The sequence below is a fragment of the Bradyrhizobium sp. USDA 3315 genome, assembly GCF_054056795.1.
Genome location: NZ_JBSRYP010000001.1, coordinates 3,540,216 through 3,561,443 on the forward strand (window position 1 = coordinate 3,540,216; position 21,228 = coordinate 3,561,443).

General features: G+C 59.4%; 17 protein-coding genes. 14 read left to right on the top strand and 3 right to left on the bottom strand.

Annotation, left to right across the window (positions count from 1 at the left end; translation table 11 throughout):
* The first annotated feature begins 14 nt into the window (after positions 1-14).
* The 4 genes from ACVIYL_RS16310 (at position 15) to ACVIYL_RS16325 (ending at position 5,735) form a co-directional block, all read left to right on the top strand.
* The gene (locus ACVIYL_RS16310) at positions 15-1,976 is read left to right on the top strand and encodes a hypothetical protein (protein WP_456779139.1); all 1,962 of its coding nucleotides are present in this window, start codon (positions 15-17) and stop codon (positions 1,974-1,976) included.
* Positions 1,977-2,223: 247 nt separating this feature from the next.
* The gene (locus ACVIYL_RS16315) at positions 2,224-3,207 is read left to right on the top strand and encodes a GNAT family N-acetyltransferase (protein ID WP_456779140.1); all 984 of its coding nucleotides are present in this window, start codon (positions 2,224-2,226) and stop codon (positions 3,205-3,207) included.
* A gap of 120 nt (positions 3,208-3,327) precedes the next feature.
* The gene (locus ACVIYL_RS16320; protein ID WP_456779141.1) at positions 3,328-4,398 is read left to right on the top strand and encodes an NAD-dependent epimerase/dehydratase family protein; all 1,071 of its coding nucleotides are present in this window, start codon (positions 3,328-3,330) and stop codon (positions 4,396-4,398) included.
* Between the two features lie 17 nt (positions 4,399-4,415).
* A complete protein-coding gene (locus ACVIYL_RS16325) occupies positions 4,416-5,735 on the top strand; it encodes a DUF4910 domain-containing protein (protein ID WP_456779142.1) in 1,320 nt (439 codons plus the stop codon).
* Positions 5,736-5,739: 4 nt separating this feature from the next.
* Here ACVIYL_RS16325 and rfbC read toward each other — a convergent pair whose 3' ends face one another.
* Positions 5,740-6,270 (bottom strand): dTDP-4-dehydrorhamnose 3,5-epimerase, encoded by a 531-nt coding sequence (gene rfbC / locus ACVIYL_RS16330; RefSeq protein WP_456779143.1) that lies wholly within the window; start codon positions 6,268-6,270, stop codon positions 5,740-5,742.
* A 208-nt stretch (positions 6,271-6,478) separates the two neighbouring features.
* Here rfbC and ACVIYL_RS16335 point away from each other — a divergent pair, with 208 nt between their 5' ends.
* The 6 genes from ACVIYL_RS16335 (at position 6,479) to ACVIYL_RS16360 (ending at position 12,377) form a co-directional block, all read left to right on the top strand.
* A complete protein-coding gene (locus ACVIYL_RS16335; RefSeq protein WP_456779144.1) occupies positions 6,479-7,768 on the top strand; it encodes a methyltransferase domain-containing protein in 1,290 nt (429 codons plus the stop codon).
* Positions 7,765-8,559 carry a glucose-1-phosphate cytidylyltransferase gene (locus ACVIYL_RS16340; protein WP_028338408.1) on the top strand — a complete coding sequence of 265 codons (795 nt, stop codon included), beginning with the start codon at positions 7,765-7,767 and terminating at the stop codon, positions 8,557-8,559. The genes ACVIYL_RS16335 and ACVIYL_RS16340 overlap by 4 nt, the downstream gene beginning before the upstream one ends.
* A 5-nt stretch (positions 8,560-8,564) precedes the next feature.
* Positions 8,565-9,218, top strand: a complete 654-nt coding sequence (locus ACVIYL_RS16345) for a PIG-L deacetylase family protein (RefSeq protein WP_310881548.1) — start codon at positions 8,565-8,567, stop codon at positions 9,216-9,218.
* Positions 9,219-9,328: 110 nt separating this feature from the next.
* Complete coding sequence (locus ACVIYL_RS16350; protein ID WP_456779145.1) at positions 9,329-10,339, top strand: hypothetical protein; 1,011 nt, start codon at positions 9,329-9,331, stop codon at positions 10,337-10,339.
* Complete coding sequence (locus ACVIYL_RS16355; RefSeq protein WP_456779146.1) at positions 10,302-11,873, top strand: lipopolysaccharide biosynthesis protein; 1,572 nt, start codon at positions 10,302-10,304, stop codon at positions 11,871-11,873. Before ACVIYL_RS16350 ends, ACVIYL_RS16355 begins: the two co-directional genes overlap by 38 nt.
* Positions 11,874-11,888: 15 nt before the next feature.
* Positions 11,889-12,377: a hypothetical protein gene (locus ACVIYL_RS16360; RefSeq protein WP_092081493.1), complete on the top strand. Its 489-nt coding sequence runs from the start codon at positions 11,889-11,891 to the stop codon at positions 12,375-12,377.
* A gap of 17 nt (positions 12,378-12,394) precedes the next feature.
* Here the strand turns inward: ACVIYL_RS16360 and ACVIYL_RS16365 are convergent, their stop codons facing one another.
* Both ACVIYL_RS16365 and ACVIYL_RS16370 read right to left on the bottom strand, forming a co-directional pair.
* On the bottom strand, positions 12,395-13,912 hold the full coding sequence (locus ACVIYL_RS16365) for a hypothetical protein (protein ID WP_456779147.1): 1,518 nt from the start codon (positions 13,910-13,912) through the stop codon (positions 12,395-12,397).
* 139 nt (positions 13,913-14,051) lie between these two features.
* Positions 14,052-15,185: a glycosyltransferase family protein gene (locus ACVIYL_RS16370; protein WP_253606972.1), complete on the bottom strand. Its 1,134-nt coding sequence runs from the start codon at positions 15,183-15,185 to the stop codon at positions 14,052-14,054.
* Positions 15,186-15,778: 593 nt separating this feature from the next.
* Here ACVIYL_RS16370 and wecB point away from each other — a divergent pair.
* Genes wecB through ACVIYL_RS16390 form a run of 4 tightly spaced genes read left to right on the top strand, consistent with a single transcriptional unit; the run spans position 15,779 to position 21,195 of the window.
* Entirely contained in the window at positions 15,779-16,996 is a 1,218-nt protein-coding gene (wecB, locus tag ACVIYL_RS16375; protein ID WP_456779148.1) for a non-hydrolyzing UDP-N-acetylglucosamine 2-epimerase, read from the top strand.
* 12 nt (positions 16,997-17,008) lie between these two features.
* Positions 17,009-19,216 carry a GumC family protein gene (locus tag ACVIYL_RS16380; RefSeq protein ID WP_456779149.1) on the top strand — a complete coding sequence of 736 codons (2,208 nt, stop codon included), beginning with the start codon at positions 17,009-17,011 and terminating at the stop codon, positions 19,214-19,216.
* Between the two features lie 4 nt (positions 19,217-19,220).
* Positions 19,221-20,210, top strand: coding sequence for a glycosyltransferase family 2 protein (locus tag ACVIYL_RS16385; RefSeq protein WP_456779150.1), 990 nt, complete (start codon positions 19,221-19,223; stop codon positions 20,208-20,210).
* Positions 20,211-20,214: 4 nt separating this feature from the next.
* Positions 20,215-21,195, top strand: coding sequence for a WecB/TagA/CpsF family glycosyltransferase (locus tag ACVIYL_RS16390; RefSeq protein WP_456779151.1), 981 nt, complete (start codon positions 20,215-20,217; stop codon positions 21,193-21,195).
* The last annotated feature ends 33 nt before the right edge of the window (positions 21,196-21,228 follow it).

Here is a 21,228-nt window from a genome sequence, read left to right on the forward strand (position 1 = left end):
AAGTCAGAGGATGCATGTTCAACCGGATGGTCATCGCGATGCGGCGCAACCCTGGTCACGAGACGCTGCGAGCGGCCCTGCGGCGGCCTTGGCGGTGTTTGGTTGCAACGATGATCTTCGTTGCATGCTCAAGCCATTCGTCCGCATTTGCTCTCGATTCGATGGAAATACTGCCTTCAGATCGCGCGACCACCTGGCAACCCGGCCTGATGGCCGAGGGTGGGATACCCTCTCGAAAAACCATCTGCGCGACGCTGTCGCCTCGTGGCGGCACACTCGATGACGCTGCGGTAATCCAGGGCGCAATCAACGCATGTCCGGTAGGGCAGGTCGTGCAACTGTCCGCGGGACGGTTTCTGATCAATGGCGGCAATTTCCTGCTGCTCAACAAGGCAATTACCCTGCGCGGCTCCGGTCCGGGCCAGACGATGCTCGAAAAGCAAGATGGCGCGAAACCGTTCAACGACGCAGTCGGTGCCAAGCCGTCTCCGTTGGTCGTGGTGGGACCGTCGCTTTTCTCCAGCACGAGCGATACGGTCAATGCCGTGCGATCGGCGAACCTACGGAATGATGCAATAAAGGGCGAAAAAACCGTCGAGGTCGACGATGCTGCAGGCTTCGTGCCTGGACAGATCGTGCTGCTCGACGAGGCGTCGGCCGCTGATTGGCGTGTCGACCCGCAGGGGCGAGGGCAGATCTGGGCGTCGGAAGATTTCAGGGTTGTCTGGCAAAAGCACAAACCTGCAATTCAGTTTGTCGATGACTTTGCACCCGATGCGTTCCCATCGACGCCGCAAAGCGCTGGATCGTGGTTCGGGAGACCTGATCGGCCTGTTGCCGAGATCAAGGAGATCAGCGCCGTTTCCGGTTCCAGGATCACCTTCACGACCCCAGTTCACATTAGCTATCGGAAAGCAAACGCAGCTCAACTGTCACAGTTCGCGCAGCCGCATGTGAAGCACGCGGGCGTCGAAGATCTGGCGCTCAAGGGGGGCGACGCGGGCAATCTTCGCTTCAATTGGGCTGCTTCTTCGTGGGCGAAAAACGTCGACAATTCGGTTTGGCACGGCGAAGGCTTTGCAATTCACAGCTCCTTCCGGGTCGAACTGCGCGAGTTCTACGTGCACGACGCGGCCTGGGCTCAACCCGGCGGAGGCGGATATGCCATTAGCCTTTCCGCCGGATCGTCGGAAGCTCTGATCGAGAATGGAATTGCCGTGAGGGCCAACAAGCTGGTGGTGGCGCGTTCCGCCGGGGCGGGCTCCGTGGTCGGCTATAACTACATGGACATGGGCTACATCAATACGAATGGAGCCTGGATCGAGACCGGGCTCAACGCCAGCCACATGGTGGGCGCCCATCACGTCTTGTTCGAGGGCAACTACGCTCAGAACGCCGACAGCGACGACACTCACGGCAACAGCATCTATCACACGTTTTTCCGCAACTATCTGCGCGGCGTCCGGGCAGCGTTCGACAATCAGGCTGGCGGGACGATCGATGATGTGTCGCAGCCCCGCAATGGGCCGCGTCGCGCCGCCGGTCTGATGGCGTATTCCTACTGGATGTCTTTCATAGGAAACGTGCTCGGGGTTCCCGGTCAGATGGACGGCTGGTCGTATGAAACCCGTTTTACCGACGCAAAGCCCGGCGTCTGGATGCTCGGCTGGGACGCCGTGAAGCCATATCCGACGGACGCAAAGGTTGCGACGTCCACGATTCGATATGGCAATTTTGATTACCTCACCAACAAAACGCACTGGGATTCCGGAAGCGAGGATCGCGCCTTGCCTGCTTCCATGTACCTCACAAGCCGCCCCCCGTTCTTCGACGCCGGGCGCGGATACGAGTGGCCTTGGGTGGACCCGGTCGGAGAGACGAAGCTTCATGTGCTTCCGGCCAAAGCGCGCTATGACGCCGGCACGCCGTTCGTGCAGCCGAATTTGGATGGATCGGCACGCAAAAGTTCGCAGTGAGCACACGCCTCGTGGGCAATGATTAAATATATTCTGAACAGGCGCGGTATTGCGTCAATGCGTCACCTGACCGACGCCGAGCTCAGAGGCTAACTAGGCGAGCGCCCCGATTTAAATGCTGCAGACGTCGTTAACTACAATAGAAGCTAAGGCCTTCTGATCCGCGCGGACCTTGGGCATTTCTGCACGTTTTGGTTTAATCAGATTGCCGATTCGCTATCCGGTTAGTCTCCGGAAGAGGAATTTGATGCGCAAATCGGTCTTTCACGAGGATTGGTGGCTGGATGCGCTGGCTCCCGCTGGCTGGCGCGAAGTCACTTGTTCGCGTGGCGGGCGCGTCGTGGGTTCTCTCCGGTTCGTCACGCGTACTGAAGGCGGGATGAACATATGTGAGATGCCTCAGATCACGCGCTTTCTCGGACCGACGGTCACGCTGCAGTCCGGCAAGACGGAAGCGCGCATGCGGTTGGCGCATGCGGTCATCACTGACCTGCTCAAACAGGTCGCGGATTTCGATCACGTCGAGATGACGCTCGATACCGGGTTCAGCGATGTGGCCGCGTTCCTCGCGTGCGGCTACGAGGTGCGCGCGCATCCGACTTTCATGCTGAAATGCACGATCCCCCGAGACGAGCTCTGGTCGGGATTGCGCGACAAGACAAAGAACGTGATACGACGCGCGCGGGAACGGCTCGCCATTCGCGAAGTCACGTCCCCAAAATACTTCGTGAAGTATTACCAGGCCAACCTGGAGGGCGCGAAATCGTATTTCGACCTCTCGCGATTGGAAGCTGTCTATGCCGCCGCGAGCGAGCGACAGCAATGCAAGATCCTCGCGGCGGTGGACTCGAACAACAACGTCCACGCCCAGGTCTTCTTCGTCTGGGACCACAAGTTCGTGCACTATTTCCTGTCATCGCGGGACAGGAGCATTGCGCATCCAGGCGCAGTAAGTCTGCTCCTCTGGAGTGGCATCGAGCTGGCGCACGAGCGGGGCCTTCATTTCGATTTCGATGGCGGAATCGAAAACGAGGCGCGATACAAATTCGTTGTGGCGTTCGGCGGAGAACTGGCCAATCGCTTCGACGTCAGCCGCTCCACCACACGTTACCGGCTTCACCGGCAACTACGCAGAGTTCCCCAAGCGCTGCTGCGGCGTCTCTCGCCTGGCGCCGCTACCGGCGACGTCAACGATCATGGGGTACGGCTCAACCATTTTCCGTCGTCCTGAGCGGATCGTTCCCGCAATTTCAGGCGCGCCATTAACTAAGGTTTTACAAACACGTGCATCAGCGGGCGATTTTGAAATAAGTAGGCGAGATAGAAACAGAATAAATTTGGAGGCGTTTAGATGCGCGTTCTCGTGAGCGGACATCTCGGCTACATCGGAACAGTGCTCACCCCGATGCTACGGCGTGCCGGGCACGAAGTCGTGGGCCTCGACAGCGATCTGTACTCTCGCTGCACATTTGCAGAAGGCGGGTCGATCGTGGATGTGCCGGCCCTTTGCAAGGACACGCGAGACATCGAACTTGCGGACCTGAAGGCTTTTGATGCGGTCCTGCATCTTGCCGCGCTGTCGAACGATCCGCTCGGCAATCTGAGACCCGGCCTTACCGACCAGATCAATCATGTAGCCAGCGTGCGCCTCGCGCAACTGGCCAAGCAAGCCGGTGTGCGACGGTTCGTGTTCGCGTCCTCCTGCAGCAACTACGGCAAGGCGGGCGAGGGCATGATCGACGAAACCGGAGCGCTCAACCCGGTGACTGCCTATGGCGAATCCAAGGTGCAGTCGGAGCGCGATATTGCCAGCCTCGCCGGTGACGGATTTTGCCCGGTCTACCTGCGACCCGCAACGGCTTACGGCGTATCTCCCCGGCTCCGATTCGATGTCGTGCTGAACAATCTCGTTGCCTGGGCGGTGACAACGCGGAAGATCCTCTTGAAGTCGGACGGCACGCCCTGGCGGCCCATCGTTCACATCGAGGACATCTCCCGCGCCTTTATCGCGGCGATGGAGGCTCCCGAGGCGGCGGTGTTCAATGAAGCTTTCAACGTCGGCCAGACGGCGCACAACTACCAGATCCGCGATCTCGCGAAGATCGTCGCCGATGTTGTCCCCGGTTGTCAGATCGAATTTGCCGATGGCGCCGGTCCCGACACGCGGTCCTATCGCGTGAGCTTCGAAAAGATTCGAACCAGGCTGCCGGAGTTCAAGCCGCAATGGGATGCGAAGATGGGCGCGGAGCAGCTCTATAAGGCCTACCGGGTCTCGGGCATCACGCTCGAAGAGTTCGAGGGTCCCCGGTATCAGCGCATCAGCCACGTCAACAAGTTGCTGGCGGACGGCGTGCTCGATGCGGATCTCCGCCATGTAAAGTCGAGGCAGAGTGCCGGGCAATCCGCTCTCGTCGCGAACTAATACACGCGCCGATCGATTTGACACACCAGGAGGACGGCGTGTCGGCGGCAGACGATGTCACAAGTTCAGGCGCAAAGATCTTTGCGCTTGCCCAAAAGATCTACCCGATCTGCCGCAGCATTACCGGTAACGGTGTGCGGCAGACCCTTCGGGAGATCGGTGCGCACATCTCCCTTGATGTCCACGAGGTGCCGACCGGTACACCCGTTCTCGACTGGGTCGTGCCACGTGAGTGGAACATCCGGGACGCGTACATCAAGGACCCGCGGGGCCGGAAGGTCGTAGATTTCAACGAATCGAACCTCCACGTCATGAGCTACAGCGTGCCGGTGCGCCGCACCATGTCGCTGGACGAGCTTAAGTCCCACATCTTCACATTGCCCGATCAGCCGGACCTGGTCCCTTACCGAACGTCTTACTACCAGGAAAACTGGGCTTTCTGCATGGCCCACCGACAGTTGGAGCAACTGCGGGACGATAGCTACGAGGTCGTGATCGACTCGACCCTCGCCGACGGGCATTTGACCTATGGTGAGTATTTTCACCGGGGAGAGTCAGACGACGAGGTGCTTCTGTCGGCGCATGTTTGCCATCCCTCGCTTGCCAATGACAATTGCTCCGGCCTGGCCCTGCTTGCGGAGCTCGCAAGCCGCATCTCCCAGATGCGAACGCGATACAGCTATCGGTTTCTCTTTGCGCCAGGAACGATTGGCGCGATCACCTGGCTCGCCCGCAATGAGCATCGTGTGTCTCATATCAAGCACGGCCTCGTGGTATCAATGGTCGGAGACGGCGCCGGTCCGACATACAAGAAGAGCAGGCAGGGCGATGCCGAAATCGACCGTGCAATGATACACACGCTGCGGCATTCCAAACTGACGCCGACGATTTTGGAGTTTTCGCCCTACGGCTATGATGAGCGGCAATACTGCTCGCCCGGGTTCAACCTGCCGGTGGGATTGTTTCAGCGCAGCCGTTTCGGTGCCATCCCTCAGTATCATACCTCGGCCGACGACCTGAGCTTCATTCGGCCGGAGCACCTCGGGGAATCCTTCCGCATCATTTCCGAAGTCATCGACCTGCTCGAAGGCAACCGCAGCTACTACAACACGTCGCCGAAAGGCGAACCGCAGCTGGGCAGACGCGGACTCTATGGTGCGATCGGCGGCGACAAGGACGCCGCTGCAGCCAACATGGCGATGCTGTGGATTCTAAATCTGTCCGACGGGCATCATTCTCTGCTTGATATCGCCAGGCGTGCCGACCTGCCATTCCCGGTCATTCTGAAGACAGCAAAAGTGCTCGAGCGCCACGGACTTCTCGCGCCTGTGCGGTAAGCGCTCAGGTACCGTGAAGCGGCCAGTTCAAGTCTTTATCGGAGATCGTGCTGACGGCCAGAGGCCAGCTGATGCCGAACATCGGGTCGTCGTATCGGACGCCGTTAGCAGCCGAAGGCTCGTAGAACTCCGAAATTAGGTAATTGACCTGAACGTTGTCGCTCAAGGTTTGAAAGCCGTGTGCGAACCCCTTGGGGATGTAGAGCTGCGAACCGTTCTCCGCTGAAAGCTCGAAGCCGCGCCATTGACGAAAGGTCGGCGAGCTCGCACGCAGATCGATGATGACGTCCCAAATCGATCCGTTCAAGCAGCGCACGAGCTTAACTTCGCCGTGCGGCTCATTCTGAAAGTGTATTCCGCGCAATGTTGCCTTGCGCGAGGAGCTCGAGATGCTGTGCTGGGGAAATTTGGTCACGAGCCCATGTGCACGAAACTCGTCTTCGCAAAACGTGCGCGCGAAAAAGCCGCGCTCATCGTGTGCAGGCTCGACTTTGACGAGCCACGCTCCGTCAAGTCCTGTTGCTTCAAAGCGCATGGGACGTATCCACTCCCGACCGAGAGGCCAATTGTCGACGACCAGTTCTATACAATTTTACTAAAATTTTCAGCAACTGCGTGGTTTACCTTGTTGTTCGAAATCGCTTCATATTGTTCGCTTTCATACGATAAAATTCAATCTAACGAGCCCGATTTAAGCGCCGGCAATCTCATATTCGGCAATCCTATATTCATGGTACGGCCCAATGAACGCTCACTCGAGATTCGAATCGATTCGGTCGAAATCCTCTCACGGTAACTGCCGTCTGTGCGGCGCGACGTTGAAATCGACGTTTGTCGACCTGGGGATGTCGCCCCTCTGCGAAAGTTTTCTCACAGCCGACCAGACCGACGCCATGGAGCCGTACTACCCGCTGCACACCGTGGTTTGCGGGTCCTGCTTCCTGGTGCAACTCCAGGAATACGTCAAACCGGAGCATATCTTCACCGAGTATGCCTACTTCTCGTCTTACTCGACGTCGTGGGTGGAACATGCGCGGCGCTACTGTGAGATGATCAAGGCCAGGCTGAGCCTTGGTGCCGAGAGTCGCGTCTACGAGATCGCGAGCAACGACGGCTACCTGTTGCAGCACTTCCTGCCGCTCGGGGTGCCGGTCACGGGAATCGAGCCGGCGGCCAACGTGGCCGAAGTTGCTAGGCAGAAGAACGTCCCGACAATGGTCGAGTTCTTCGGCCTGGAGCTGGCGCAGAAGCTGGTGTCAGATGGCAAGCGCGCCGATCTGATTATCGGCAACAACGTGCTGGCCCAGGTTCCGGATCTAAACGATTTCACCGCCGGAATGGCGTGCCTGCTCACGCCGCAAGGCGTGATTACGCTCGAATTCCCGCATCTTGAGCGGCTCATCGACGAAAATCAGTTCGATACCATTTATCACGAGCATTTCTCCTATTTCTCGCTGGTCACGATCGATCGTCTGGCGCGGCGGCATGATCTGAAGGTTTTCGACGTCGAGCAGATCCCAACGCATGGCGGCTCGCTTCGCGTCTATCTCTGCCGCGCCGATGCGACTCACGCCGTCTCCGCCGCGGTGACCGCACTGCTGGCCCATGAGTGTCGGATCGGCCTGGAAGACATAGGTCAGTACGAGCAGTTTACATCGCGGGTTCATCGCACCAAGCGCGAACTGCTGTCGTTCTTGATCGCGAGCAAGAACAAGGGGGCGCGGATCTGCGGCTATGGCGCTCCCGGCAAGGGCAATACGCTGCTGAACTACTGCGGCATCGGTACGGACTTCCTCGACTTCACCGTGGACCGCAACCCCTACAAGCACGGCCGCTATACGCCGGGAATGCACATTCCGATCCTCCCGGTCGAAGCCATCGACGAGGCCCGTCCCGACTACCTGTTCATCCTTCCCTGGAATTTGAAGAGGGAAATCGTCGCGCAAATGCGGCATGTCGCGGACTGGGGCTGCAAGTTCATCGTTCCGATTCCTAACGTCGAAATCATTGATCCGCGTGAGGTTGCGCCATGAAGGTTGTCCTTTTTTGCGGCGGTCTCGGTACGCGGATCCGCGAGTATTCGGAGAGCATACCGAAGCCGATGGTCCCGATCGGCCATCAGCCGATCCTCTGGCATGTGATGCAGTACTACAGCCAGTACAATCACAATGATTTCATATTGTGCCTTGGCTACAAGGCGAACGTCATCAAGGATTACTTCCTCAATTATCGCGCGACTGCGAACAGCGACTGCGTGATTTCGGAGTACGGCAAAAAGGTCGAGTTGATCGGCGAACATCAGCCGGACTGGCGGGTTTCGCTGGTGGATACGGGGACATGGCGCAACATCGGGCAGCGCTTGCTGGCCGTCCGCCATCTCGTCCAGGACGAGGAGATGTTCCTTGCGAACTACAGCGACGGGCTGACCGATGCGCCGCTGCCGGACATGATCCAGAAGTTCAAGGAAAGCGGAAAGATCGGCTGCTTCGTGGCGATCCATCCACCAATCAGCTTCCACCTTGCCGAGTTTGACGCCGAGGGGTCGGTGCAGCGGATTCGCTCGAGCCAGGAGTCCGAGATCTGGATCAACGGCGGCTACTTCATCTTCCGCAACGAAATCTTCGACTACATCAAGGAGGGAGAAGAGCTCGTCCAGGAACCGTTCAACCGTTTGATCGAGGGCGGTCATCTCATGGCCTATCGCTATGAGGGTTTTTGGCGCGCCATGGATACCCTGCGCGATAGACAAGTGTTGGAGGACATGGTGGAGCGCGGCGACACGCCGTGGCGGCTGAATCACTCGTCGGTAGCCAGCGCGGCATAACCGGAATGAGAGCATTGCAGCTTGCCAGGCCCGGAGACCGTCTGTCGATCCTATGCCTCGGCGCCCATTCGGATGATATTGAAATCGGCGCGGGAGCGACGCTGCTTGGTCTGATCGAGCACGGTATCAAGCTGGACGTGCATTGGTGCGTTCTAAGCGGTGGCGCCATACGGGAGGCTGAGGCGAGTGCGTCGGCGGCTGACTTCTTGTGCGAGGCTGCATCCGCGAAGGTCGAGGTGCTGTCGTTTCCCGACGGATTTTTCCCGGAAAGGGGAGAAGCCATCAAGGAATGGTTTGAATCGCTGAAGCGGCGGGTCGAGCCCGACGTCATTCTGACGCATCGCAGGGATGATGCTCATCAGGACCATCGCCAGGTCTGCCGCCTGACCTGGAACACGTTTCGTGATCATCAGATTCTGGAATATGAGATCCCGAAGTGGGATGGCGACTTCGGTCAACCCAACGTTTACATGCCGGTGTCGGCGGCGGCGCTCGATCGTAAGATTGAACTCTTGCTCAAGCATTTCGGAACGCAGCGATCCAAGCAGTGGTTCGATGCAGACACCTTTCGCGGCCTCGCACGGATTCGGGGCATGGAGTGCAGGGCTACGGAACGCTTCGCCGAGGCATTTTTCGGGCGAAAGTTGACACTCATCTGACGATGGTTGCGCGGACGTCACGCAGCCGGTGAAGTTCTGATTGCAGGATTTATCTCAAGGCGCACGATATGAGCACGTTATTCTCAAGTATCTTTCGCGCTGGTGACCTGGTGGAGGTCAGAAGCAAGGAGGAGATCCTCGCGACGTTGGATGCCAACGGCCGCCTGGAGGAAATGCCCTTCATGCCAGAGATGCTGAAGCATTGCGGCAAGACGCTTCGCGTCGGCAAGCGAGCTCACAAGACCTGCGATCCCGCGCTAGGTATCGGCGGCCGCAAGATGCTGAACACGGTGCATCTCGAGAACATTCGCTGCAATGGCGCGGCTCATGACGGCTGCGAGGCGGCCTGTCTGATATTCTGGAAGGACGCCTGGTTGAAGCCGGCGGGCGAGAAAGGGCCGTCGCCAAATGGCGCGGGCAAGCCTTTCGGGTCTGGCGGCTGCAGCGAGGAAACGCTGTGGAGCACGATCAAGCATCCGCCGAAAGTCGGCGAAACCGAGCCGACCTACGTTTGCCAGAACACACAGGTAAAATTCGCCACGCAACCCCTGAAGTGGTGGGATCCGCGTCAGTATGTCGAGGACTACACTTCGGGTAACGTTCGGTTGCAGGATCTCGTCGCCGGATTGACGTTCTCGGTCTGGCGTACGGTCACCGAAGCAGGGCTCGGCATCGGCACCGCGATGCGCTGGATCTACGACACGTTCCAGCGCATGAGAGGTGGCGTGCCTTATCCGATCAGGCCCTTCGGTGTGCCAGAGGGTAGCAAGGCCCCGCAGTCCCGGCTTGATCTGCAGGTGGGCGACGTCGTGCGCGTCAAGCCGTACAAGGACATCCTCGAGACGCTGGACTGCAATTACCGCAACCGCGGCCTGTATTTCGATCCGGAGATGGTACCGTTCACGGAACGCGAGTACGAGGTCGAGAGGCGTCAAAAGCAGATCATCGACGAAGCTTCGTGCAAGATGGTCCGTTTCAAGACGGACGCGATCATCCTGAAGGATGTCGTGTGTGAGGCGCGCTATGCGATCTGCCGCCGCTTCTGCCCGCGCGCCATCTATCCCTATTGGCGGGAAATCTGGCTTGAGCGGGTACCTCAAAGCCAGAATCCGGCGAATTGAGCGGGAACGACGCGTGCATCGGAACGAACGTACCGATCAGTATTTTGCGGACAACAAGCCATATTCTGGCCTTGGCCGCAGGTCGCTGCACAGCGGCGTGGCGTTCATTGCTGCGCGCGGACTGAATATCTTCGTTCAGTTGGCCTCGACGATCGTACTGGCGCGACTGCTCGGACCGCATGATTTCGGGTTGGTGGCCATGATGCTGGCCCTGATCGGCTTCGCGCCCCTTTTCGTCGATCTCGGGATGAGCGAGGCCTCCGCCCAGCGGAGCAGCATCTCACGCGCCGAGGTCAGCACGTTGTTCTGGCTGAATGTTCTGATCGGCGTCGTGCTGGCTGTCGTGCTGGCTGCGTCCGGTCGGTGGATAGCGCGTGCCTTCGGCGAGCCATCGCTCGCGGGCATGGCGTTGGCATTATCGGTGACCTTCCTGATGATGGCCTTGTCGACGCAACACTATGCGCTGATGCGTCGGGCAATGCAGTTTCGCCGCATCGCGATGATCGACATATCGGCGAACATCATCGGAAGCGCTGCAAGCGTTGGACTGGCGCTTTCGGGCTGGGGCTACTGGGCGCTGATCGCCAAGCCGATCATAACGTCGGCTTTGACCGTCGTGGGAGCCTGGACCGCCTGTCGATGGATACCGGGCAGGCCCAGACTTACGCCAATGGTCAAGGAACTGCTGAGGTTCGGGCTGGGAGTGACCGGCTTCACCATGACGGATTACTTCGCTCGTTCGGCGGACAGAATCGCGATGGGGTATTTCCTCGGGGCGGGGCCGCTTGGCTATTTTCAGAACGCCTTCACGATCTACAACAACCTGCTGTCGATTCTCAGTGAGCCGCTGCATAACATCGCGGTGTCGGGACTGAGCAAGCTCCAGCACAGTGCGGCCGAATTGAAGCGCTCCTGGGAAGGCGCGTTGTCATTGCTTTGCTACTTTTCGGGGCCTGCCTTCGCGGCCCTGGCCGTGAGCGCTCATGACATCGTGATCGTGCTTCTCGGAGAAAAATGGTCTCCCGCGGGCCCCCTGCTCTGTATCCTCGCCATTCGCGGCATTGCAGATTGCATCGAGCGAACTCTCGGTTGGGTCCATGTCGCGGTCGGGCGTCCCGATCGGTGGATGCGATGGGGCATCTTCAGTGCAATCTGCCAATTGGTTGCGCTTGCAGCTGGACTGCCGTTCGGCGTGATCGGAGTGACGATCGCCTACACGGTCACCATGTTCGTGCTGTTCGTTCCTGCGCTCGTCTACGCCGGCAAGCCGGTCGGGATCAGCATCGGGGACGTCCTGCGCGCGACAGCGCCGCAGACCATTGCTGCGCTGGTCGCCGTAGCGGTCGCCTTCTCGATACAGGAGGCATTCCTGCAGGAATTGCCGCGGTTGCTACGAATCCCGGTCGCGAGCGTGATCTGTGTGACGGCCTACCTGACCGTCGTGGTCGGGGTCTTCAGGATCACACGGCCGTTGCAACTCGCGTGGTCCTTGCTACGCGACTTCGGCATTGTACGACTGCAAGTCAACTCCTGATCCTGGATTACGCCCATGACCTCCGTTGAGCGCTTCCTGATTAACTTGGACACGTGGCCCGCCGGGGCATTCCTGAGGATCGGCCTCGGCCTTTGCATTCTGCCGGTGTTCCGACTGCTGTCCGGCGGCGACGATCGTATCGTCGTCGCGTTGACGATGTTTCTCGCCCTGCTGCTCGCGCTTCGCCTTGTGCCGGCCGTGTGCCGGCGTGTTCTTCCGTTTTCGCGCGAAGCGAAAGATCTGTGGTTCAAGCGTCGCAATCTTGGCAAGAGGTACGATTCCTACCAGTGGCAAAAGCTGTTCTGGATGGGGCTGGGCATGCTGCCCTACGCACTGATCTCTGGTGGATTGGGGCGCGGGGAAATCGTGCTGCTTGCGATCTGTACGATCGGCGGCGGAGCAGGGCTGCTGCTTTGGCGTAGGACCGGTCAGCTCAGCGTCGGTGCCGCCACTGCGAAAGCGACGAAGTTACCGCCGGCCGCGGTCGCGTCGACGCCGCCCTAGGACCGGGCCGCCCTACATTACGGGAGCCTGCGGCACTCGGTAAACCTGTCGCCGTCCGGCGTTTCCGCCCTCTCGAGGCAATGAGCCTTATCGGTAGCCTTGCCGGCTACGACAAAGTCGTAGGCCTGGTTTTTGAAGACCAGCACGTAACGGCCGGGTGAGAGGACGAGATCGGGGTTCACTGGCTGCAGCTCGACCATCTCGCGGCTTTCAGGGACCGGCGCTACGGTCAGGTCGACGGAAACGGACCGGATCGCCCAGGCATCGTTGGCCGTAGCGACTGCCGGTGACGACGGTGTTCGTGCGACCTGGGCGAGAATGCGCAATTGTGCGTTGTCGGGCGCGCTTGTCATAAGCTCGCGCTGATACGCGACAAACGAAAGCGGGCCGTGCGGCACCACAACGGTGCCGGGCTTCGTGGTCAATACCGACACGGCGATCCGGCTGTCAGGAAGGCGGATGTTCATCGGCTCGAGCCGGATCATCCGCCCGTTGCTTGACGCAAAGATCCCATATGTCGTCGGCAGTGAACGTGCGGGTGGTGCGGGCGCGGCTGCTTCGATCGGAGCACGATGGACGAACGTGGCAATTGCCGGTTTCAGCTTGCGTCTGCTTTGCGGTGGCGACTGAACGGGCGTCGCGTTCGAATGGCTGACAACCTGGGGTGTTGTATTGAACACGGAAGCAACATTGCCCCGCATGAGCATTCCGGTGCCAATCGCCAGCAGAACCGCTGTCGGAGCAAGGAACCACACAAAGTTGCGCACTTTCCATTCGCTGGTGATGGAACGTCGGTCTCGCGGCGAGCTCTGAAGTTCTTCCGCGATCAGCTTGTCGATTAGTATGATCTGCTGTTCCTGCACCGCGACGCTCGCCTCGGCAGTGCTGGTGTGCACGGGCGGTTGCACTGCTGGACGGATTGACGCCGGCGGCACCGAGTTCGGACCTGGGTCCGCGGCCGGACTGAATCCCTCTCCTTCATCTGCTTCAGGCGTGTACGAGGCAACGGCTGAGCCGGCATGCGAGTCCGGTGGCGCTGGCTGCGTGTCGTTGTCGGATTCCTCCGCTGAAGCATCGTTTGGATCGGCCGCAGAGGAGACGGACCCGTCGTCTGGTCTGGCATCAAGCGGAGCCACATTTGTCCAGCGGCCGATGTTCTCCGCGGCCTCATTCAGGCGCCGACTGACCTCATCCTGCGGGAGCACAATCGGCTGCAGGGGTTGCTCCAGATCAAGGAGCGGATGAGCTTCATTCGTCGGTCCGCCGTTCGGCGAGCTCGGATCCTCGCCTAGGACCGTCGGTTGCTTGTCGGTCGGACTGTCCGGCGGCGGCTCGGCGGGATTTCGTTCCGGATTTACGGGCTCGCGCAGGCGGGCTTCGACGAATTGCGTCCAGGCGCCACGCCGTCGCAGAGGTGCAGCAAGCCTGTCTGCCTGACGTGGCAAGGGCGGCGCATTGAGGATGGCCGCCTGAGCCGAGGGGAGCTGACTGGACCGTTTCATGCCTGGATACGCAGCTTGACGTTTGTCCGCCATTGCGGACGTTCGCGACACCCTGGCGATCATATGAAAAGGATCGCCTACCTGCCGGGATGTAGCAGCCGCCGCTTAACAGGCCGTTAACCATAAACCGGCGGAAACGCCGCATTGTTCCGCACTGCGCGAGGTGACGATTTCAGGCGGCCGCTGGCAGCTCAAAGGATCCGGCGATCTGGCGCAGACGGTTGGCTCGTGCGCGCATCTGATCGGTATGAGCAATACCGAGGATGTCGAATACCGTCTGTATGCGGTAGAGCCAATCGTGCCTCAGCGCGGCTTCCCGGACGTTTGCGTTCTGAACCGCTCGCAGTCGCGCCGGGTCTGCGTCCAACGCTTCGAGGATCTGGCAAATGTCGGGCGAATCGAAGGGTACATGAATGACGGCGTCGGGCCAGTCGAACTGCCGTGCAAACTCTTCGGTGCGCGGCGCTTCTCCAACCATCACCGCCCCGGCTGCAGCGCCTTCATAGTAGCGAGCGGAAATCTCATCACGGCCGGCCGTGAATTCCGGGTTGTTGACGTGACTGCGATTGGCAATGAAATAGCGGCTGCGCTGCAGGATATTCGCAATCATGATGCGGTGTTCTTCCGGATTGTCGACCCGGAACGTCCTTTCTTTTCGGTTCGAACCGCTCGCCGCCACAGTGTCGTAGTAGTAGAAGAAGCGCTCTCTCTCGGCGCCGGCCAGCAACGCGGCGTGGGTCGTCGCCGAACGACGCCCGATGTTGCACACGGCGATCGATCGCTGCTGCTCGGGCCTCGGCGCGAACCGCTCCACGTCGACCGCCAGCGGCAGATAGCTGCACGGTCGACCTGCTATTCGCGCAATCTGCGGTGCGCAGTGATGCAGGCCGACGAATATATGATCAAATCCGGATAGGAGCTCGACCAGATACTCCGGGATGTCGTCTGCCCAGACTTCAGTGATGAAGCATGCGGCCTTGCGACACCGTTTGCGCCAGTCGGGAATCGCGGCGAGCGAGTGAAGTTGATACGCATTGCTGAAGATCGGGAAGAACAGTTCGTAATCACGTTGCAGCCGCAGTTGCGGCGGGGAGGGTGCCAGCACACCTGCCAGTTTGGTCGATCCTGATGCAAGGCGCGTCCACTTATAGACCCGTCGCGAGAACTCCAGCGCAGCGCGATTTTGAACATCGAACCGATCGGCGCGCGTCATCGCCGCCAAATTGTCCTCGAACTCATAGCTGAGGCAAAATGCAACAAGATCGGAAATCCGACGCTGCGAGAGGAGTAAAACCTTGCCTTCCACGAGGCGCTACCTCCGACCTATCAAATGCCGGAAAGTGCCGGCCACACGACTTCCGGAATCTCTCGACCAGGAGCGAGTTGCGCGTTGATCGTCGTCACGATGCGCGCAATGGCGCCAATCAACGCTAGTCCAGATACGCTATTTAATCTTGTTTTGTACAAGTTTTCTCGAAATTGGATAATGCGAGCCTGTGGAGTTCACTGCACGCGCATTGGCATTCCCGCCGTGCCGTTGCGAATGCAAGCACGAGGATGCATCGGCGAAGATTTGCGAACGGTACAGCGAATCCGCGTTAACCTGGAGAAGTTAAATCTGGAACTCGCTGGCAGTAGCGAAGAACGTCAGCGGACAATGACTGAGTGCGCGTTAACCCGAAAAGGTTAAATCTGGAACCGCCTGACAACGGCCGGCTTCGATGATGCGCAACGCGCTCCGCGGCAACTCCGAGAATTAGCTATAAATTTCATTTAACATGTGCCGAGCCAACGTTGGCGATGAACGCGTCGGGAAAATCCGGTAGCGTGCCGCATCATTTCGAAACGACAAAAATATTCAACACGGCAAATCATTGAACACAGGCGGCGTCGGGGTTCATGCGTATTCTTAGCGTATTTGGTACTCGTCCAGAGGCGATCAAAATGGCACCGCTTGTGCTTGCGCTGGGCGAAGCAGAAGGAATTGATACGCGCGTCTGCGTGACGGGCCAGCATCGTCAGATGCTCGATGATGTGATGTCGGCCTTCTCGTTGAAGGCTGACTACGACCTGAACATCATGCGACCGAACCAGTCGTTGAGTGAAGTGTTCAGCGCGGTCATGACTGGAATCGATCCGATCATCGCCGACTACAATCCGGACTACGTTCTTGTACAGGGCGACACTGCAACCAGTACGGCGGCTGCACTTGCCGCGTTCTTCCGGTCGGTCAGTGTCGGGCATGTCGAGGCGGGATTGCGAACCGGCAATCTCATGAGTCCATGGCCGGAGGAGGCCAATCGGCGGGTCACTGCCGTCGTTACGACGAGGCATTATGCACCGACGTCGCGGGCGCGTTCCGCCCTGCTGAAGGAGGGGTATCCGCCAGACGCCGTCATTGTCACCGGCAATACCGTGATCGACGGACTGCTTCGTATGGCTTCAAATATCTCTCAACCGGGCGAGCTTCGTCGGTCGCTTGAAGCGAAATACTCATGGCTCGATACCTCGAAGCGGCTCGTCCTCGTGACCGGACATCGGCGCGAGAGCTTTGGATCCGGGTTCCGGCAAATCTGCGAGGCATTGAAGACAATCGGTCGGCGGGACGACATTCAGATCGTCTATCCCGTTCATCTGAATCCGAACGTGCGCGGGCCGGTATTCGACCATCTGCGCGACGCGTCGAACATCTTCCTGATCGAACCCCTGAACTATCCCGAGTTCGTCTACCTCATGACGCGCTCGTATCTCATCCTCACCGATTCCGGTGGAATTCAGGAGGAGGCACCGGCGCTTCGGAAGCCCGTGCTCGTCATGCGAGATACCAGCGAGCGGATGGAGGCCGTTGACGCCGGCGTAGCTCGCCTGGTCACCACCGACCCCACTCGCATTGTTGCAGGCGTCGAGCGCCTGCTCGATGTGCCAGCGGAGCACGAAGCCATGGCTCTCGGTGCAAATCCATTCGGTGACGGGCGAGCCAGCAAACTCATCGTGCGGGATCTTCTGAACGTCCGTCGGCCGCAACGTCCAACTGATCACATCACGAGCGTCAATGGTTTTCCGAATGCCGAGATGCATTCGCGGCCGACGCCACCGCTCTCCCAACCGGCGCACTGATCAAACGAAGCCATGGACACCAGAACCAATCAATTGGCTATTCAGGAATATGGCCAGCCGCTTGCGGAAGACTACGGTCCGCCTGCGGCGGGCCGTCCCGCTTTCGGCTTGTGGGACATCATCGACGTTCTGCGCCGCGAATGGCGGTTGCCCGTTATCGGACTGTTGATTGGGCTGGCGGTTGCCGTGGCTTCCGTTGTTGTCATGAAGGCGCCCTACAAGAGCAGTGCACGCATCCTCATCGATCGAAGTCTCAATCGTTATCTGCAGACGAACAAGATCGTAGATCAGCCGACGATGGATGAAGTGGAAGTCGGCAGTCAACTCTACGTACTGTCATCAGACAGGGTTCTGCTTCCGGTTATTCGCTCGCTGGGTCTGGCCAGTGATGGCGAGTTTGCCGGGCGATCTGCACTTGGCAGCGCCACAGACGGGAACTCCAGCACGGCGGAAGCCACTGCAGCCGCTGAACGAGCGGCTCTGGAATCTCTGCTGAAGCGGGTGACTGTTGCACGTGAGGATGTCGCGAACGTTATCAACGTGACGGTCGAGTCGCAGAGCGCGGAGAAGGCCGCGAAGATCGCCAACGGAATCGTGGATAGCTATCTCGCGTCCCTACAGGACGCAAAGTGGAAATCGACGCAGAAGGTGAGCAAGTGGCTGCAGGAGCGGCTGATCGAGCTGAAGAAGCAGGTGGCCGACGCGGACAAGGCGCTGCAGGATTTCAAGACGGCTAACAATCTCAGCAGCACTGGCGCTCAGGATACCGAGCTCCTGGCAAGTCTGAATACCCAGCTGATGAATGCCAAGTTCGCGGCAGTCGAAGCAAAGGAGCGCCTCGACCGGATCAAGCGGACAGAGGCAAACGGGATTCCGTCGGCCGTGTCGACGGACGCGCTATTCAACGACAAGCGAGCGGCAGTCATCAACTTCGCGCTCAACAACAGCGAACTTGCACGTCTCCGCACGCAAAAGCGCGACCTTGCGTCTCGGCTTGCGGAGATGGAAGCTCGCGTCGGTCGCAAGCACGCGGCTGTCGTCAAGCTTCGTGCGCAGCTCAACAGCGTTGACGCCGCCATTCGGTCCGACGAGGGGCGCATTACCGATTCCTACGCCAGCGAATACGAAGTCGCCAGGGCACGACAGACTGAACTCGAAGACACCGCCGCGAAGCTTTCCGCGGAAACCGGAAGCCAGCTGCGCGAACTCGAGAGCGCTGCCGAGGCGCTGCGCAATCTCTATAGCGGATTCCTGCAAAAGCATAAGGAGATCGAGGCGGCGCAGGCGGAGACGCTTCCGGCCCAAAGTGCGCAGATCATCACGAGAGCGGTTCCGCCGCTGACAAAGAGTTCCAAGAAAACCCTCGTCGTGGCGGCAGGCAGCATTTTTCTCGGTCTGTTTCTCGGCATAGGCTCTGCCTTCGGACGCGAATGGATGGCGGATGTGTTCCGTACGCCCAAGGCCGTCGAACAGGTGACCGAGACGCGGTGCATCGGACTGCCCTTCGTCTATGCTGGTCAATTGCCAATCGAGGAGCATGTCCTTGCTGCCCCCTTCTCGCGCTTCGCGGAAGGTCTTCGCAATGTGAAGGCGATGCTCGACCGTTCGTCCGCCTCGACCGGGGGCAAAGTCATCGGCGTCGTGTCGGCGGTTTCGAAAGAGGGAAAGACTGTCGTTGCCGCCAATCTTGCCGCGCTCATATTGTCGTCCTCTGGATCGCGCACGCTGTTGATCGATGCCGACCTTCATCTCCGGAATCTCACGACTGCACTGTCCCCGGATGCGAAGGTCGGGCTTTTCGAAGCGCTGGAAGATCCGTCCCGTCTTGGCGAGTTTGTTTGCAAGCGGCCGCATTCGGGGCTGGATGTCCTGCCGAATGCCTGCGCGCTTCGGATTCCCAACGCTGCTGAACTCCTGGGCTCGCGGGAAATGGAAAACCTGCTCGCCGTCGCACGGAAGTCCTATGACTACATTGTGGTGGAGGTGGCGCCGATCATGTCGGTCGTCGATGCAAGGCTGATCGAGCGCTTCATCGACGAGTTCGTCTTCGTTGTGGAATGCGGTCAGACCAAGCGTACGAGCGTGCTCGAAGCCTTGTCGGTAACGCAGCTCATCCGTGAGCGCGTGTCGACCATTGTGCTCAACCAGATCGATCCCGTCGAGCTTAGAACCATCGAGGCAAGAAATGGCGTCAGGTCCGAAGGATATTACCGGGAGTAGACCTGTGGACGAGCTTGACAGTCGCGCTTCAAGTGTTCCGCACAGCGCCACGCCGCGCAGGTATGTGTTGATTTCGCCCTGCCGCGATGAGGGGCCCTATCTCCGCCACACGCTGGACAGCGTGGCTGCACAGTCGGTGCCGCCTGCGCTGTGGATCGTCGTTGACGACGGATCCACCGACGAGACGCCACGGATCCTGGAAGAGTATGCGGCGCGATTGCCTTATCTGCGCGTCGTGCGCCGCCAGGACCGAGGCCATCGGCGGGTAGGGCCCGGCGTGATTGAGGCGTTTTATGATGGTCTCGATCAAGTGTCGCTCGGCGACTTCGGCTATTTGTGCAAGCTTGATATGGATCTCGACCTGCCGCCTCGCTACTTCGAACTGCTGATGCAGCGAATGGAGGATAATCCACGTATCGGGACGACCTCAGGCAAACCCTGGTTCGTCCATCCCCAAACTGGCGATCTCGTGCCCGAGGTCTGCGGCGACGAAATGTCGGTTGGAATGACGAAATTCTATCGGGTTGAGTGCTTCGGGCAGATCGGGGGATTCGTGCGACAAGTCATGTGGGATGGCATCGATTGCCACCGCGCCAGAATGCTGGGCTGGATCGCGGAGAGCGTCGATTCAGAGCCAATTCGATTCGTCCACCTTCGTCCGCAAGGGGCCAGCCAGAAGAGCATCTGGGCAGGCAGAATTCGTGCTGGCTTCGGTCAGTATTTCATGGGCACTTCGCCGTTTTACTATCTGGCGGTGGCGGCTTCCCGTCTTCGCGCGCACCCAATGTTCATCGGAAGCATCGCGATGCTTTGGGGTTACTTCAGCAGCTGGGCAAAGGGGTTGCCGCGCTATAATGACCCCGAGTTCAGACGTTTTCTTCGTACCTATCAGCACGCGTGCCTGAGACTGGGTAAACGAGCTGCCACGGCTCGCCTGGACGCCGAGCAAGTGGCTCGGTGGCAAGCCGGCCGGCGATCGCCGCAGGGGAGTTGAGCAGATGAAGCAACACGCGAGCCTATTGGGCGTCGAATTTGATGCGGTTACGCTCGATCAGGCGGCGCAGCGCTGTGTCGATATCTGTCTCCGCTCGAACAATTCTCACATCGTGATGACGATCAATGCGTCGCATCTCTGCATGATGCGGCGAGACGTGGAGTTGGCGCACGCATGCTCCGCGGCCGATATGACGGTGGCGGACGGTATGCCGGTGGTTTGGGCAATACGAGCGTCAGGTCAACGCATGCCGGAACGCGTGGCCGGCATCGATCTGATGGAAGGACTTTTAAGGGGGGCCGCGTCCAACGGACTTTGTGTCTATTTTCTAGGGGCGCACCAGCAAGTCGTCGAGAAGCTCGTGCGCGTCTGCGAGGCGCGTTTTCCGCAGCTGAAGATCGCTGGTTTTCGGAACGGTTACTTCGGTCCGGACGAGCACGAAATTATCGTCGATGAGATACGAGCCAGCGGCGCTCACATTCTCTTTATCGGCTTGCCGTCCCCGTTCAAGGAGGTGTGGAGCGAGCGCTATCGGGATCAGCTGCAAGTTCCTGTCATCCTGGGGGTAGGCGGCAGCTTCGACGTCTTGGCCGGCTTTATCAGGCGCGCTCCTCGGCTATTCCAATCGCTCGGTCTCGAGTGGTTCTGGCGCCTGATGATGGAGCCGCGCAAATTATGGCGGCGATATCTTTCCACCAACAGCGAGTTCATCTGGCTGGCGCTCTGCGAAGTGGTGGCGCGCAGGGCTTACGCCGCCCGTCCGAAGAGAGCGATCGCCGGATCGGCAAGCGTGGTGCGGAGAGACGACCGAAAAGTGGGTACGGAACGCAGGGTAGCTGATCGGCGAATTCTTGTCCGGCGAAGGAGCAACGTGCGGGATTCGCAGCTTCCGATACCCGATCGCCGGCGCGGCATAGAGCGGCGTATCTCAGAGCGTCGGGCACGGACGGCTAATGCCCTCAAGGGTATCGAGGTGAGCGCCTGATGTATCGGCTGACCAACCAGGATCATTGATCCA